This window comes from Rossellomorea sp. LjRoot5 (assembly GCF_964253455.1).
GTDB lineage: Bacteria > Bacillota > Bacilli > Bacillales > Bacillaceae_B > Rossellomorea.
This window is the reverse complement of the sequence record NZ_CAXUQN020000001.1, coordinates 506,747-522,132: the sequence shown is the minus strand read 5'-3', so window position 1 is coordinate 522,132 and position 15,386 is coordinate 506,747. Positions and strand designations below refer to the sequence as shown.

13 protein-coding genes are annotated in these 15,386 nt (G+C 42.5%); 3 read left to right on the top strand and 10 right to left on the bottom strand.

The annotated features are described in order from the left end of the window. Window positions 1-125 precede the first annotated feature (125 nt). Window positions 126-1,028, bottom strand: coding sequence for a DMT family transporter (locus tag ACSQ2E_RS02535; protein WP_435989203.1), 903 nt, complete (start codon window positions 1,026-1,028; stop codon window positions 126-128). A 251-nt stretch (window positions 1,029-1,279) separates the two neighbouring features. Between ACSQ2E_RS02535 and ACSQ2E_RS02530 the strand changes: the two genes are divergently transcribed. Then, window positions 1,280-3,349 carry a bifunctional 2',3'-cyclic-nucleotide 2'-phosphodiesterase/3'-nucleotidase gene (locus ACSQ2E_RS02530; protein ID WP_435989202.1) on the top strand — a complete coding sequence of 690 codons (2,070 nt, stop codon included), beginning with the start codon at window positions 1,280-1,282 and terminating at the stop codon, window positions 3,347-3,349. 186 nt (window positions 3,350-3,535) lie between these two features. After that, on the top strand, window positions 3,536-4,456 hold the full coding sequence (gene murB / locus ACSQ2E_RS02525) for a UDP-N-acetylmuramate dehydrogenase (RefSeq protein WP_435989201.1): 921 nt from the start codon (window positions 3,536-3,538) through the stop codon (window positions 4,454-4,456). Window positions 4,457-4,566: 110 nt separating this feature from the next. Here the strand turns inward: murB and ACSQ2E_RS02520 are convergent, their stop codons facing one another. From ACSQ2E_RS02520 to ACSQ2E_RS02495, 6 genes are all read right to left on the bottom strand, one after another. After that, complete coding sequence (locus ACSQ2E_RS02520; protein ID WP_435989200.1) at window positions 4,567-4,692, bottom strand: hypothetical protein; 126 nt, start codon at window positions 4,690-4,692, stop codon at window positions 4,567-4,569. 95 nt (window positions 4,693-4,787) lie between these two features. After that, entirely contained in the window at window positions 4,788-5,249 is a 462-nt protein-coding gene (locus tag ACSQ2E_RS02515; RefSeq protein WP_435989199.1) for a hypothetical protein, read from the bottom strand. A gap of 124 nt (window positions 5,250-5,373) precedes the next feature. Then, entirely contained in the window at window positions 5,374-6,267 is an 894-nt protein-coding gene (locus tag ACSQ2E_RS02510; RefSeq protein ID WP_435989198.1) for a helix-turn-helix domain-containing protein, read from the bottom strand. Between the two features lie 229 nt (window positions 6,268-6,496). Beyond that, window positions 6,497-7,360 (bottom strand): tetratricopeptide repeat protein, encoded by an 864-nt coding sequence (locus ACSQ2E_RS02505; protein WP_435989197.1) that lies wholly within the window; start codon window positions 7,358-7,360, stop codon window positions 6,497-6,499. Window positions 7,361-7,582: 222 nt separating this feature from the next. Further along, window positions 7,583-7,969, bottom strand: a complete 387-nt coding sequence (gene gloA2, locus ACSQ2E_RS02500; RefSeq protein WP_435989196.1) for an SMU1112c/YaeR family gloxylase I-like metalloprotein — start codon at window positions 7,967-7,969, stop codon at window positions 7,583-7,585. Between the two features lie 66 nt (window positions 7,970-8,035). Next, entirely contained in the window at window positions 8,036-8,962 is a 927-nt protein-coding gene (locus tag ACSQ2E_RS02495) for a manganese-dependent inorganic pyrophosphatase (RefSeq protein WP_435989195.1), read from the bottom strand. 175 nt (window positions 8,963-9,137) lie between these two features. Between ACSQ2E_RS02495 and ACSQ2E_RS02490 the strand changes: the two genes are divergently transcribed. Further along, complete coding sequence (locus ACSQ2E_RS02490) at window positions 9,138-9,440, top strand: hypothetical protein (protein WP_435989194.1); 303 nt, start codon at window positions 9,138-9,140, stop codon at window positions 9,438-9,440. Window positions 9,441-9,470: 30 nt separating this feature from the next. On the opposite strand, the gene ACSQ2E_RS02485 is transcribed toward ACSQ2E_RS02490, so the two are convergent. The 3 genes from ACSQ2E_RS02485 to ACSQ2E_RS02475 all read right to left on the bottom strand — a co-directional run bounded on the left by ACSQ2E_RS02485 (window position 9,471) and on the right by ACSQ2E_RS02475 (window position 15,254). After that, window positions 9,471-11,810: a TOTE conflict system archaeo-eukaryotic primase domain-containing protein gene (locus ACSQ2E_RS02485; protein WP_435989193.1), complete on the bottom strand. Its 2,340-nt coding sequence runs from the start codon at window positions 11,808-11,810 to the stop codon at window positions 9,471-9,473. 238 nt (window positions 11,811-12,048) lie between these two features. Beyond that, window positions 12,049-13,113, bottom strand: a complete 1,065-nt coding sequence (locus ACSQ2E_RS02480; protein ID WP_435989192.1) for an SDR family oxidoreductase — start codon at window positions 13,111-13,113, stop codon at window positions 12,049-12,051. A gap of 134 nt (window positions 13,114-13,247) precedes the next feature. Continuing rightward, on the bottom strand, window positions 13,248-15,254 hold the full coding sequence (locus ACSQ2E_RS02475) for a penicillin-binding transpeptidase domain-containing protein (RefSeq protein WP_435989191.1): 2,007 nt from the start codon (window positions 15,252-15,254) through the stop codon (window positions 13,248-13,250). Window positions 15,255-15,386 lie beyond the last annotated feature (132 nt).

Genomic DNA, 15,386 nt, shown 5'->3' with positions numbered 1-15,386 from the left:
AAGTTGGTTTGCATTAGTTTCTGGGTGGTTTCGGTTCCCGGAAACTAAACAAACGTTTGACTGGTACGCTAACCCCTTGTGGGACAAGGGATTCAACATACTAATCAAACGTTTGTTTAAAGGTCTTACCTCATCCCTGCCGGCAGGGACGTAATGATTTTCTTTGACTTTCGGGAGGATAGGAATACCCCTGCGAATATGATCAACAAGCCTAAAATAAGATTGTGGGTCACGGGCTCCCCTAGAAGCACGAATCCCCAGATCATCGCCGTACCCGGAATCAGGTACGTCACAGTCGAGGCAAATTCGGGACTTCCATTGGTCATGATGTAGAAATACAGGAGCGTCGCCACACCCGACCCGAGGCAGCCCAGTCCTAAAATGCCAAGGAGGACCTCTCCTGACGCTAAATCACCGACAGAAATGGGATTCGTGATCATCATGCCGACAAATCCGACCGCGGCCCCAATCAGCAGCTGAAAGGTGGAAATGACGACTACACTCGTTCCTGCCAGGTATTTTTTCGTGAACTGGGAAGCAAATGCGTAGCTCATCGTGGCCAGTACCATCGTTCCCACCCCGACAAAATCAGACGAGAAGATGCCGCTCACTTCAAAGTTCATGAGCACAAGGATGCCGATGAAACCGACTGCGATCCCGATCCATTGAAATCCCGTCAATACAACAGAGAAGAATAAAAACCCAACCAGTCCCGTCCAAATCGGCGTGGTCGCGTTCAGGATGGAAGCGGTATTGCTGTTGATCTGCGTTTCACTTAAAGCGATCAGGGTCCACGGTAGGGCCGCATTGCCGATCCCCACAACGAGGAGTTTCCATAGAGGAAGTGGTTTCTTCTCTTCTCTTTTCGTCTGAATGAAAAAGATCGGAAGAAGCACGAGGGCCCCTGCCAGGCATCGTAAAAACACCGTCCCCCACACTCCTGCCGGTTCCACCAACCATTTTATAAAGACAAAAGACATGCCCCAGATCAGGCTTAAGCCGATTAGCGCCGTGTATATTCGTGCCAAGTGGCTCCCTCCTCTCTATTGTTTCCGAAATGTATATTTTAGTAGATGAATAGATGTTATAGCATATTTTTTATATGTTCTATCCTATCTTATTACCCTTCAAAAATAAACCAGCAATTTACGCACTACTAGCCCTTTAGAAAACTTTTACACTTTTCAAATAAATCATACTTTTACACCATTTTTATTTCATGTAGATATGCTAGCATGTAATTGTTTGACAATTAACTACATATATAGGAGCGATTCTTTTGAAAAACACATCCAATAAGAAAAAAGTCATTGCCGGCAGCGCTTTGGCCCTTGGCCTTCTGATTCCTCAAGCCACTCCTTCCATTACTTATGCAGACGTCATGGACAAAGATATTGTAAAGCTTCGCATACTTGAAACAACCGACATCCACGTGAACCTCGCAAACTATGATTACTATCAAGATACAGTGACAGATAAATACGGACTTGCCAAAACGGCTACCCTGATCAAACAGGCTCGAGCGGAATCCAAGAACTCTTTATTATTCGATAATGGAGATCTGATTCAGGGAAATCCACTTGGAGATTATGTAGCAAAAGAAGACCCGCTTCAAGATGGGAAAATCCACCCTGTCTACAAAGCGATGAATCTGCTGGATTATGATGCAGGGAACGTCGGAAATCATGAGTTCAACTATGGTCTTGACTTCCTCGGTACATCATTAAAAGGCTCCAACTTTCCATATGTGAATGCCAATGTGTACGTAGATGATAAAGACGGGAACCCCGACAATGACCAGAACTATTTTAAACCGTACGAAACCCTTGATCGCACGGTAGTCGATGAAGACGGTGAAGAACATGCAATCAAAGTCGGCGTCATCGGCTTCGTCCCTCCTCAGATCATGCAGTGGGATAAAGGGAACCTTGAAGGAAAAGTCGTTGCAAAAGACATCATTGAGACTGCCAACAAGTTCGTCCCTCAGATGAAGGCTGACGGTGCTGATGTGATTGTCGCGATCCCTCACTCCGGTATCGGTAACGTCACACAGGAAGGCATGGAGGAGAACGCAACCTATGACCTTTCTAAAGTAGATGGAATCAACGCGATCTTGTTTGGCCATTCACACGGGGTCTTCCCTTCTGATTCGTATAGCGGGATGGAAGGGGTAGACGTGACGAAAGGGACGATCAATGGTGTCGGATCGGTCATGCCTGGTTCCTGGGGAGATCATCTTGGACTCGTTGACCTTCAACTTGAGTTAAAAGACGGGAAATGGGATGTGACTAATACGCAGGCTTCCACCCGCTCTATTTTGAATCCGGACGGAACACCTACTGTTGAGGCAGACCAAAGTATCCTCGACGCAGTGAAAGAAGAGCATGAGGCGACGATTGAATGGGTCCGCAGTGCAGTCGGTGAGACGACTTCCCCCATCAACAGTTACTTTGCATTGGTGAGTGATGATCCATCTGTCCAGATCGTGACGAATGCCCAGAAGTGGTATATCGAAAAGTATATCAAAGGGACTGAATATGACGGCATCCCGGTTCTGTCTGCAGGGGCCCCGTTTAAAGCGGGTACACGTGCGAATCCTGATTATTATACAGACATCCCTGCGGGTGAAATTGCGATTAAGAACGTTTCTGACCTGTACCTCTATCCAAACACACTTCAAGCCGTGCTGCTTACAGGTGCCGACGTGAAAGAATGGCTTGAGATGTCTGCGGGTCAATTCAATCAAATCGACCCTTCTAAATCAGAAGAACAAAATCTTGTGAACGGTGACTACCGCTCCTATAACTTTGATGTGATTGACGGCGTCACCTATGAAATCGATGTAACCCAGCCTTCTAAGTACGATGCTGAAGGCGTTCTGTTGAACAAAGACTCAAGCCGCATCAAGAATCTAAAGTTTAATGGAAAAGCCATCGATCCGAACCAGAAATTCATCGTGGCAACCAATAACTATCGTGCAAGCGGAAAATTCCCGGGCGTGAAAAACTCAGAAATCATCGTCAAATCACCTGATGAAAACCGTAATGTGATCATCGACTATATTATGGAGAAAAAGACCATCGATCCTCAGGCAGATGGGAACTGGTCCTTTGCCCCTGTGAAAGGAAATACGAATATCGTTTTCGAAACGTCCCTGAAAGCTCAGAATTACATCAAGGATGCAAGAAAGTATAAGTTCCTCGGAGAACAGGACAGCGGGTTTGGCAAGTATTCGATCAAACTAAAAGAAAGCGATGGAACGAATCCTGGACAGGAAAAGAAAGAAAACCGCAGCTTCATGACAAACCTCATCTCGAATGTGGCTAAGTCATTTCATTTCTTGAAATAACTGAGTCCCAGGAACCTCCAATTAGGGGGTTCTTTTTCTTATTTATGGAGCAGGATCTTCCTCCAATAGACTGATATTACCCACTACCAACTGAAACCATTTAACTTTCATGGGTTTTCGTCATATAATGGTGGGGTAGGATTGAATAGTGAAGAGATGAAAATTACTTTATAGGACTGATATAGAATGTACAATAAAGAAAAAGTGTTTGAAGAATTAACGAAGGTCATGCACTCGGACAATATTAAGCGTGACGAATTGTTAAGGGATCATTTGTATACGAAGCTTGGGGGAAGAGCAGACTTCTTCCTTACCCCGACCACATATGAAGAAGTTCAAAACATCGTGAAGCTATCGAATAAAGTCGATGTGCCATTTACGCTACTCGGAAACGGTTCGAATTTGATCGTGAAGGATGGCGGAATTCGCGGCATCGTCCTTCACTTAAAGAACTTCAAGGACATTAAAGCAACAGATCAGCTGATTGTCGCTCAAAGCGGCGCGGCCATCATCGATGTGTCCAGACGCGCTTTAGCCGAGCAGTTATCTGGACTGGAGTTCGCATGCGGCATTCCGGGTACGGTGGGCGGCGCCCTGTTCATGAACGCAGGGGCGTACGGTGGAGAGATCAAGGATGTCCTTGATTACTGCCATGTCGTCGATCGTGAAGGAAACCTTGTGAAACGGACAGCGGCAGAACTTGACCTTGATTACCGTCACAGTAATATCTCGGAAAAAGGGGATATCGTCCTGGAGGCGACGTTCAGTCTGCAGCCCGGGGTTTATGAGGACATCAAGGCCATTATGGACGATTTAACGGATAAACGGGAATCCAAGCAGCCGCTTGAATATCCATCCTGTGGAAGTGTCTTTAAGCGTCCTCCTGGATATTTCGCAGGTAAATTGATTCAGGACAGCGAACTTCAAGGTACGAACTTCGGCGGTGCAGAAGTATCCACCAAACATGCCGGCTTCATTGTGAATAAAGACAACGCAACGGCAACTGATTATATTTCACTGATTGAACATGTTCAGAAGACGGTGAAAGAAAAGTTTGATGTAGACCTTGAACGGGAAGTCCGCATTATCGGGGAAGATCTGAAATAATGGAGAGTCGGGAATCAGTGGATTTCCGACTTTTTTACATTTTTAATCATAAAAAAACAGTCTAAACGAATTTAGACTGAGCAGGGTCATTTTTCAAAAGGATCCATTAGCTATCTCTTTTTAGCAACAGGAGCGGGCTTGGTTCTGCGGTATTCCCTCAATCGTGTAATTTGGGATTGAGATACTTTCGCATCCAGTTCATAGGCTTCACGAGCTTTAAAATAGAGCAGTGACACAGCTAATGCCCTCCTTTATAAATAATTAGTTTCCTTTTACCCAGCACACACCGGATAAAACCAATTCAATGAAAAAATCACATTTTATTTTCAGGTCAGAAATTATAATTCCATAGGATCCTCCATTCATCCTCTTCAATCGCTACATAACACGTTTGAGTTATCATCAGCTCTCCAAATTGGCTATCGTAGTACATGTTCACTTCAGCTTTCCTGACATTTTTGAACTGAAGCCCTTCGTCATTAAACGTAAACTCCTTCACCTTTTCTATGCTCCCGACTTCCACATCGAACTCATCTACCCCCATATGCCCCATGAATATATGATTCTTCGTTTGGATATAGGAGGATTTGGGAAACTTGTTTTTCATCTCCGAGTGAAATAACTCCCATGCATTACCGAAGTCTCCATCTTTTTCAAAGTCATAAAACTCCTTTATCACTTCTTCGGGTGTATCAGGTTCCTGGCTTTTTCCGATAAATGTGAACAGAGCCACTAACAGGATGATCCCACCGACTGCACCGATTATCAGAGGAACCGGGCTTTTCCTTCTCATACATCCACACCCCTTATCTACAATCCATCTTATGAGGGACATGCAAGATGTATGAAAAATAAAAGAGCTTAACGAACCATTCAAGGTGTCATGAAGCTCCATTAAAAGAGGGTACACACCCATTTCATACGATTCCCATTTTACGTGATATGTCTTCCCGCTTTTTTTGAAGGTATTGGTGATACCGTTTATCTTCGTACATGTCAAATATTAAAATGGATTTCTCTATAAATGATAAGGCTTTTTCCAGTTCTCCTTCTAGTTCATAATTGTATCCAGTATGATAAAAAAGCTCGCCCAAACCAAATAAATGTTCCTCTTCTAAACACCATTTGATTGCCTGATCACAGTAGGAATTGGACTCTTTGTACTTTCCTAATCTGGTTAACGTTCTGGCGATATTATAAAGCAATCGTGTTTTAATCGATTTGTCATTAAGCTGGGGACTTGATTGTATAGCAGATCGAACTTCCTCATAGATAGCCAAAGACTCCTTCAAATTTCCTTGTCCATGTTCAAAAGCCCCTAAGGTCATTTGTATTTCGATCTCACGTTCTGTCATGGCCCGCTTTTTATTTGTAGTTAGTGAAAATGCTTCTTTCAAAAGAGCTAACCCATTCTGCTGGTCTTTCTCGATTTCAAAAAGATAAATACTTTTATGCCAATACAGCAATTGCAGATTGGTAGGATTTCTAAAAAAGAGAGGATTTTTTTCTTCTGCCTTTACCATCTCAATCATTTCATCATACTGTAATCTTACTCTGAAGTTTCTTAATTGACGCTCAACTTCTTTCACATAGTCCAGTCGTGGGGTTGTTCCGATTTCAAAGAAGTAGTTTACATCAACCCCAAGTTTTTCAGAAATTTGGTAAAGAGCCGTAGCACTTGGGTAAATATCTCCTTTTTCAATACGACTGATTAACGCTTGAGTACAGATTCCTTCAGCAAGATCACCTTGAGTTAATCCAACAGCCTTCCTTAATTCCTTTATCTTTTTACCAATGATTGAATAATCCAAAACCCCACCTCCTCAAAATATTAATATCTTTATATTTCCAATGAAAACATGCCATTTTTGCAGAGAAATCAGATCCTAGTTAGCCTCAATAGACGAGAACACGTCTACATACATTTCTTCCTTATGATTTAATATACCTAACGACAAATTACAATACCTTTTGATAGTGCTTCTCCTAGTGGGAAGTGCTCTTTTTTTTGAAAGTGCCCCTACTTGCGTCATTCATAAGTTACTCCATTTTCCCTCTTATAAATCGAACAAATTCCATATCATCTTGGATTTCAAAAAATGCGGCAGCTTTTTCAAAATAGGGTAATGCTTTTTCATAATCGCCAATAAGTTCAAGGTTATATCCAAGTTGATAGTGAAGTTGAGCAAACCCATACATATGCTCTTCTTTAATGATCCACTTGATTGCCTTTTTACAATATTGAATGGATTCCTGATAATCTCCAAGCCTTGTGTAAACCCTTGCCATGTTGTACAGAAGCCTCGTTTTGATCGATTTATCCTGCAACCATTCTGCATTAGATAATGCAGCCTTTACTTCAGAATAGTGACAGAGTGACTTTTGATAATTTTCATTACTGAAATGAAAAGCGCCCAAGGTAAGAAGGATTTCCATTTCTCTTTCTGACAACACTTTTTTACTATCAGCTGTCAGTTGAAATGCCTTGTGTAAAAGGTCAAAAGCAGCATCTTGATCTTTTACAACTTCGAATTGATAGATCCCCTTATGCCAACAAAGAAGTTGAGCATTTACATTGTCCTTGAATAATGGATTATTCTCTTCATTTTTAACCATTTCCATCATTTCAGTATATTGATGTTTAATCCGAAGCTTACGAAGTTGTCTTTCCACTTCTTGAATGTAATCGAGACGGGGAGTCATTCCGATTTCAAAGAAATAGTTTACATCTACTCCAAGTTTTTTGGAAATCTGATAAAGAGTAGTAGCATTGGGATATATATCCCCCTTTTCCATTCTACTAATCAAAGCCTGAGTACAGATTCCATCGGCTAATTCACCTTGAGTTAATCCGATAGCCTTTCTCATCTCCCTTATCTTTGTCCCAATAATCGAATAATCCACTACCGATCCCCCTAATTTTAAAAATATTAATATATTTATATATTATCAGAATCCATGCAATTTTCTTAGGTAAAATACCTTAAATTCACTCAAACAAACTCAGACCGCCAATTCAAACATTTCTAATCTATGTTTTAATAATTGTAACGACAAATTACAATACCTTTGGACAGCATTTCTCTTAATGGGAAGTGCTCTTTTTTTTTGAGGGACGGACCTCGATCAGGTTTCATAGAGCTCCAAAGGCAGTCCATCCGGATCTTCAAAAAACATGAATCGTTTATGAGTATACGAATCTATCCTTATTTTCTCGGTTTCAATCCCTTTCTGATTTAACTCCTTTACCGCTTCCTCTATATCCTCCACTTCAAAGGCTAAATGGCGCAGCCCTCGTGCTTCCGGATAACTCGGTCGCGCCGGGGCTTCTGGGAATGAAAACAGTTCGATGATATATTCCTCGTTTAACGTGAGGTCGAGCTTGTAAGAATCTCTTTCTTCCCGGTATATTTCCTGCTTTATATCCAAACCCAGTTTATTGACGTAAAAGTCTTTCGATTTGGTGTAATCCGAGCAAATGATAGCGATATGGTGGATTTTTTTGAAGTTCATGTTAGACCTCTCCCTTTGTTGATATAAAAAAGAAGCAGCCAAAAGACTGCCCCTTCCAATTTTTCCTTATTTCATCGCATCCGTCAACACAGGTACGATCTGCTTCTTACGGGATACCACGCCTTTTAATAGTGCCGTGTTGTTTTGAAGTGTGACGTTGAACGCTTTCTCGACCTCAGCCGCTTTGCTTCCAAGGGCAAGAGCTGTCGAGTCGTTATCCAGGATGTTTGTCACGACAAGAAGGAATAGATCCAGACCTTTTTCCTTGATCATGGTTTCCATGGCCGCTTCAACTTCTGCCTGACGTCCGAATACGTCATTCACATCGACGACGTTGATTTGAGCCACTTCCACTTTGGCGTTACCCATGGAGAATTCTTTTGCATCAAGGGTCACAAGTTCAGCGACTGATTTCGTGCTCATGTTCGCTCCGGCTTTCAGCATTTCCAAGCCGTACACTTGTGTGTCTACCCCTGCGATGTCAGCCAGTTCATTTGCTGCTGCTACGTCTTCATCTGTGCAGGTCGGAGATTTAAATAATAGAGAATCCGAGATGATCGCTGAAAGCATCAATCCAGCCATTTCCTTCGTGACCTCTACTCCTTTTTCCTTGTAGATCTTGTTTAAGATCGTTGCCGTACATCCAACCGGCTCAGCACGGTAGTACAGGGGATCTGCCGTTTCAAAGTTCGCGATGCGGTGGTGGTCGATGACTTCAAGAACGCGTACTTCCTCGATGTCCGCTGCACTCTGCTGGCGCTCGTTGTGGTCAACCAGGATGACCGTATCCGTTTCAGCGGCAACCTTTTCTACTAAGCGCGGTGCATCGACTTTAAAGTAATCAAGGGCATATTGTGTTTCACCGTTCACTTCACCCAGGCGAACCGGCTCCACGTCCATCCCGATTTTCGATTTCAAATCAGCATAAACCAGTGCTGACGTGATGGTATCTGTGTCTGGATTTTTGTGTCCGAAAATTAGTGTTTTACTCATTGATCATTCTCCTAACTCTATGTAATATGATTCGTTTGTTATCTCTCTTTACATTTTCTTATATTACCATATTTAAAGGCAAAACCGTATGTCCGGATAAGATTTTTTCCAGTGATTGTGAAGGTAATATTCCCAGATTCTGTGTTAGAATAAGTAGAAGGGGGTGAAAAATACGATGGATCAGATTTTACAAGCCATAAAAGAGTTACAGGAACAAATGACGCGATTTGAATCCAATGTGAATACCCGTTTTGAACGATTGGAGACAAGGATGAATGGTCTTGAGACACGCATGGACGGGTTGGAAAATCGTATGGATAAGCTCGAAAACCGCATGGACAAATTCGAATCCAGAATGACCGTACTCGAGGAAAACCAACAGGACACTCAGGATAGCATGACGATTTTAATAAAGGAAAACTGGGATCATAAAAGAGAACTTCATAAAGTGAAGCGACGGGTAGGGATGGAGCCGTAAATGACATTCGCATTCTCCCACCCAGCTCTTTTAAAATAATTTCATTTGCTCCTCTGGATTTTCCCCTTTTCCCTTTACTTTATATCCCAACGATTGATAGCCCTTTAACCTTTTCTCATACATCTTCTCAAGCATCGGAATATTACGATCGACATAATCATATACCTTCACCTCTTTTTTTGAGTGATAGGTACGATGAAGCCTTCCCACATACTGCTGCAAGGTCCCTTTCCAGGAAACAGGCATGGTTAAGAATAAAGTATCCAGGCGGGGATCATCGAATCCCTCTCCAATATATTTCCCTGTAGCAATGATCACTCTTTCCTCATCATCAGAAGTTTCTTTCAATTGTAGTAGTCGGGCTTGTTCCTCTTTTTTCCCAAGTCCACCCTTTAATACGATAATATTTTTGGCAAACCCTTTTAGCTTCTCTTCTAGTAAGTCGATGTGCTTCTGCCTTTCGGTTAAGATGATCGGACTTCTCCCTTCTTCAAGTGCTTGCAGGACATCGTTGAAAATAAGGGCATTACGTTTCTCGTCCGTCTGGAGTTCGTTCATAAGTTCCTGTATAGTGGCATCATCTTTTTTCTTCGCACTCATTATGAGTCTTGGAAGAAGAATATGATCGAATGAATGCACTTTTGCTTGTTCCTTCGCGCTCACTTTATAACGGATGGGACCACACTGCATCGTCATGATGGGATGAAGTCCATCTTTCCTAGTGGGGGTTGCCGTTAATCCCAGAACATATTTGGCATTCGCCTCTTTTAACACTCTTTCAAAGGTAAAAGCAGAAATATGATGGCATTCATCTACTATGATATGACTATATTTTTTAATGAGATTTAGGTTCTCTTCTTTGGAGGTTAACGATTGAATGGTAGCAATATCAATCAACCCACCAGGCTTATGTTTACCCCCGCCTATTTCACCTATAGAGGTGGTTTCAACATGTAAAAAGGAAGACAAGCTTGTTTTCCATTGCTCCATCAGCTGTTTTCGATGGACAATGATCAGGGTATTAGCCGCTCTCCTCTCGATCATCGCAGCTCCGATAACCGTTTTTCCAAAACCAGTTGTGGCCGATAGGACCCCATTATCATGTTGACTCAAATATTCGACCGCTTCTGCTTGCTGTGGAAATAACGTTCCTTTAAATTCTGTATTCAGTCTATCACCTACAAACGTTTCATCTTGGAGGGAATAAGAGATGTCGTATTCTCCGCAGATGGAAAGTACGTTCTCCAGGCACCCTCTTGGTAAAATAAGATGGTCATCTGTTTGTTCCGAGCAGTTAATGACCCTGGGAATTTGATGAGTAGATAACCTTTTCGCCTGTGCTTTGTAAAATGCCGGGTTTTTCAAAACGGCTGCATCCATGAATTTCTTCAATATAAATGCGGGCAATTCACTTTTATTGATAAACACTCCATTTTTGATCGTTATAGTAATTTTTTCAGGAATATCCTTTGTTATCGTTTCATTCCTCACAAAAGTGGAGATTGAGTTTTTCACAACATACTTCAGTTTTTCTACAGACATTTTTCTCAAGTTGGTTAAATACAACCATTGATCTGCTATTGGCTCAAACTGGTCGTTTAAGAAAACACTATTTCCCTGTTTCCTGGATTCGCCTTGAAGTGGCAGGGCAATAAGATTGCCCAGGCCACCTTTTGGCAACGTGTCCTGATTCGGGAACAATCTATCGAAGGACTCCATTCCCAATGCAAAATGCTGTTCCATTGTTCGTGATAGTAAGGTATGGCCTAATTTTCTGGCAAGGGATGCTTTCACTGCCTCCTCGAAAAAAATCCACACATGAGCTCCGTTTCCTGAACGGGAACGCTCAACGGAAGTCGGAATATCAAGGTCCTTACATACATTCATAAACGCTTTGACATCCTTCTTCCAACTGCCCTTATCAAAATCAATGGCAAGAAAAAAACAGAAATCATTATCAAGGAGTGGATAGATTCCAATCGTTTTCTCACCGCTTAAATGTTCGTAAACGACCTGGTCCGTGAAGGGCAGATATTCTTTGTTCATGCACTGGCTGCACTTTATATGAGGTTTCTTGCATAGGGTTGGGTGCCATTCATGCTTACATGCCGGTGAATATCCTGAAGTCCCATTTTTGGCAGACTCCCACCTTCTGGCATAAGCATCTTTCCTTCCCTTAAATAATGAGGAGAAAAGGTTAATTCGTTCTTGAATGATTTGTTTTTTATTGGTTCGAGAGGTACGGTTTGGGGGCTGGTCTTCATAACAAATATCGTGCTTTTTTAATAACTCTTTTAATTTCCTATTTTCCTGTTTCAGCTGCTTACATTCTAGTAGCACCTGCTGAAGCTGCAAGTTGGAATTGGTCATAATAAAACCTCAATTTTGTTAGAATATTAGATAGTTTTAGAATACTAGAATTCCCCCTGGAGTGAAAGGGCCTGGCATTAGTAAGTATTGGCTGGTCTTTCTCTCTCTAAACGTAAAAAACACTATTCATTTTGTGGATGAATAGTGTTTTTTTGGAAAACTGCTTCATGATGGTTAACAACTGAAAAGGTCCATATTAAAAATCATGGGGACAAAGCAAACCACCTCTGACCTGTTATTAAACTCTCACTTTTTCTTCTTCTCCACAGCCTGCACCAATGATCATTTCAATCGTCTCTTCCGACATCTCTAAATGATCTATCTCTGTACCCTCAATCAATTCTCGGGTATTGCGATCGTCAAACGTCAACGCCCCTGATAAATAAACCTTGAACACCTCAATCAGGCTGTTCAACTTCACTTCTTCTTCATCCAAGTGATATTCAGTAACATCGTCAGTGACAGTCAAATGTTCAAATTGAAGAGCCTCTTTTATTACCTTCAGAAGCTTCATGTTTTCAGGCGGATGCGGATTCGTAATATGATAGATTTTGTCCGGTCGGGCTTTGTGAGGAGCAAGACTTAGAATATCTGCAACGTAATCGACGGGAACTAGATTCGATGTTCCGTTCTGAGCAGCAACCAGTCTGTAGGTACGCTCTCCATTTCGTCTCTCTGTCTTACGCTTAAATACTGCGAGAGCGCGCATGAATCCATACAGTGTAAATTGGGAATCCGCTTCACCGGTCTTGGAGTCGCCTACAATGATGGCCGGCCGGAAGATGGATACGTCCATTTTGTCACGGTACGAAAACACCAGATGTTCCGATTTCACTTTGCTTTCCTCATATGGATTATGGAACTCTCCATCTGTCGGGTAAAGTGCCTCTATACCTTTCGTCAGTTTTCCAACAGTGTAGGCCGTACTCACATAGTAAAATTTCTTCACTCCCAAGGATTCAGCCAGTTGTAGGATATGCTTTGTGCCATTATAGTTTGCCGCAAACAGTTCATCTCGCAGATCCAGGTCAAACTTCACAAGGGCTGCAAGATGATAGACAGCATCTATCTTCCCGGTCAACCACTCCAGGTCTTCCGCACTCAAACCGGCATGTGGAAAAGTGATATCTCCTTGAAAAATATGAATCCTCCCTTGGTCGGCTGCTGGCAAAGAGTCTCGCAACCTTTCAGCCTTTTCTACATTTCTCACTAAAATATAGATTTCACTTTGTTTATCTTGTAAAAGATTCTTGATCAGTTTCCCACCAAGAAAACCTGTCGATCCCGTTAAAAATACGTTCACATTGATCACCCCTGTTGATTTTCAACCTCGTTGGTCATTCCGTTTATCATATCACAGATTGAAAGCGTAATCGCAGTGGGATAAAAGATGGAACATGATGACAAAAAGAGAGGGGCATTCGCCCCTCTCTCCCACTATTTCCAACTATCATAAAACTTCTTTGTCACTTGGACGGTATGGGTGCTCCCGCCGGCATCCTGTACGTCTTCAAGAAGCATGGCAAGAACCATGGACGGGTCATTCTGATCATAGGAAACGAACACTCCATTTTCTGTTCCTGTTGTCCCCTGTTCAGACTTGATCTCTGCCGTCCCTGTTTTACCGGCAATCGCTTTTCCTTCTACACTCGCTTTTCCTGCTATACCTTCTGTGACCACTTTTCGAAAATTCGTTTTCATCATGTCTGCCTGTTCTTTTGAAAGCAGGTCTTTCTTCCACACTTTTTGTTCTTCATCCTTCAGGAGTTTTGGTTCCATCATGGTGCCATCGTTGATGATCCCGCCGTATGCACTTGCTATATGAACGATACTCATCAGCACTTCCCCTTGACCGAAAGCAGAATCGGCCAGCTGGACTTCTTTGGAGATTTTCCCGTCGTTTGAAACCTGTGATTTATATATCGGGTAAGACATAGGGATCTCTTCCCCAAAGCCGAAATCTTTCAAGCCTGCAATAAACGTCTCGGCACCCATATCTAGTCCGACCCGTGCAAAATAGATGTTATCCGAGAATTTAAGGGCGCTTTCCAGATCCACTTTGCTCTCGTTGTCAAAAACACGGACCACTTTATAATTCCCCCATGACTCATCCTTTTGCCACTTCTTCCCCGGGATATCATAGATTTTTTTTGGATCCAGCTTGCCGGATTTCAGACCGACAGAAGCCGTGATCCCCTTCATCGTTGATCCTGGTGAATAGGTAAGCGGGAATCGATTCCGGAGCGGCTTTTTCGGATCGTCCGCAAGTTTCTTATATTTCTCCGCAGACATCCCTAATACGAACTCATTCGGGTCATAGGCAGGGGTGCTCACAAGGGCCAGTGCCTCTCCTGTTTGGGGATTAACGGCGGCTGCCGTTCCCGCTTCATCCTTCATCTGTGCGTATATCTTCTTTTGCATCTCGGCATCAATGGTTAAGGTGATGTTCTTTCCGTCCTCTACAGGCTGCTCGGCCACGGTTACCGTGTCTTCTGAATCTTGTTTCTTCAGATAGATACGCTGACCGTCTTTGCCCCTCAGCTCATCTTCATAGACTTCTTCTGCTCCGCTTAAACCCATCAAAGACTGAGCTGTATAGCCTTTGTCTTTCAGCTTCTCCAATTTCTCGGCCGTAAGCTTTCCTATATAACCTGTCAGATGGGCAGTGGCTTCTCCGTATGGGTATTCCCTTGCAGGCACCCGCTTGGAGTAAAGGCCGTCAAGTTCAATTACTTCCAGTGCGAGAGGACGCTCTTTTAAAGCAATTTTTTTAATTGGGACAAAATAGTCAGGCTTCACCCAGCTTGCGTCCAATTTACTCTTTATTTGTTCTGGTGATAAATCAAGTAAAGATGACAGCTTGCTCAAGTCATTTTCATTGAATTCTTTCGGGACAATCCCGAGTTCAAAGGCTTCCCCGTTGACAGCAAGGGGCTGCTGATTCCGGTCGAGGATCTCTCCGCGTTTGGCAGAAATGCTTTCCACTCCGACCTTGTCCCCCTTTTCCATTTCAGGCAGGATGAACGAAGGGTCCCAATCCACGAACCAGTTTTCATCGTCGTCCTTCTTTTCTTTTGTCAACGTGACATCCTTTTTATATGAAACTTCACCGGCGAGGGTGTTATATGAAATGGTCATAGGAAATTCCGCTTTCGATTTTTTGTCCCATTCCACTTCTTTGTCCGGCTTTTTAAAAGATACTTTGACATCCTTCACTTCGAGGTCTTTATAGATATCTTTGTATCTCGTGACAAAATCATCTTTTTTGAATGTTTCCTTAGTAGAGGAGTTCGCATAGTCTGAGAACATTTTATCGAACTTTCCTTTATTCCAAAGATCCACGTATTCCTGCAGGCGATCATCCGGCTGAGCCTTCTCCTGACATCCTGCGAATAGTAGACTGATAGCGACGAAAGTACAAAGCAGCATGATTTTTTTGATCATATGTAGTGACAACCCCTTAATTATTCTTATATTCATTGTTTCAAATCGTATCCAGTTTTACAAATTTAATGTATTTATATTTTTGTTTTAAAACCAATTTCCACCACCATTTCCTCACAATCCCCAGTATTT

Excerpts from the sequence above, each read along its gene's own strand:
- murB (WP_435989201.1), top strand. The coding sequence starts at position 3,536 with ATGTACAATAAAGAAAAAGTGTTTGAAGAATTAACGAAGGTCATGCAC.
- ACSQ2E_RS02490 (WP_435989194.1), top strand. The coding sequence starts at position 9,138 with ATGGATCAGATTTTACAAGCCATAAAAGAGTTACAGGAACAAATGACG.
- ACSQ2E_RS02495 (WP_435989195.1), bottom strand. The coding sequence starts at position 8,962 with ATGAGTAAAACACTAATTTTCGGACACAAAAATCCAGACACAGATACC.
- ACSQ2E_RS02485 (WP_435989193.1), bottom strand. The coding sequence starts at position 11,810 with ATGACCAATTCCAACTTGCAGCTTCAGCAGGTGCTACTAGAATGTAAG.
- ACSQ2E_RS02515 (WP_435989199.1), bottom strand. The coding sequence starts at position 5,249 with ATGAGAAGGAAAAGCCCGGTTCCTCTGATAATCGGTGCAGTCGGTGGG.
- ACSQ2E_RS02475 (WP_435989191.1), bottom strand. The coding sequence starts at position 15,254 with ATGATCAAAAAAATCATGCTGCTTTGTACTTTCGTCGCTATCAGTCTA.
- gloA2 (WP_435989196.1), bottom strand. The coding sequence starts at position 7,969 with ATGAACTTCAAAAAAATCCACCATATCGCTATCATTTGCTCGGATTAC.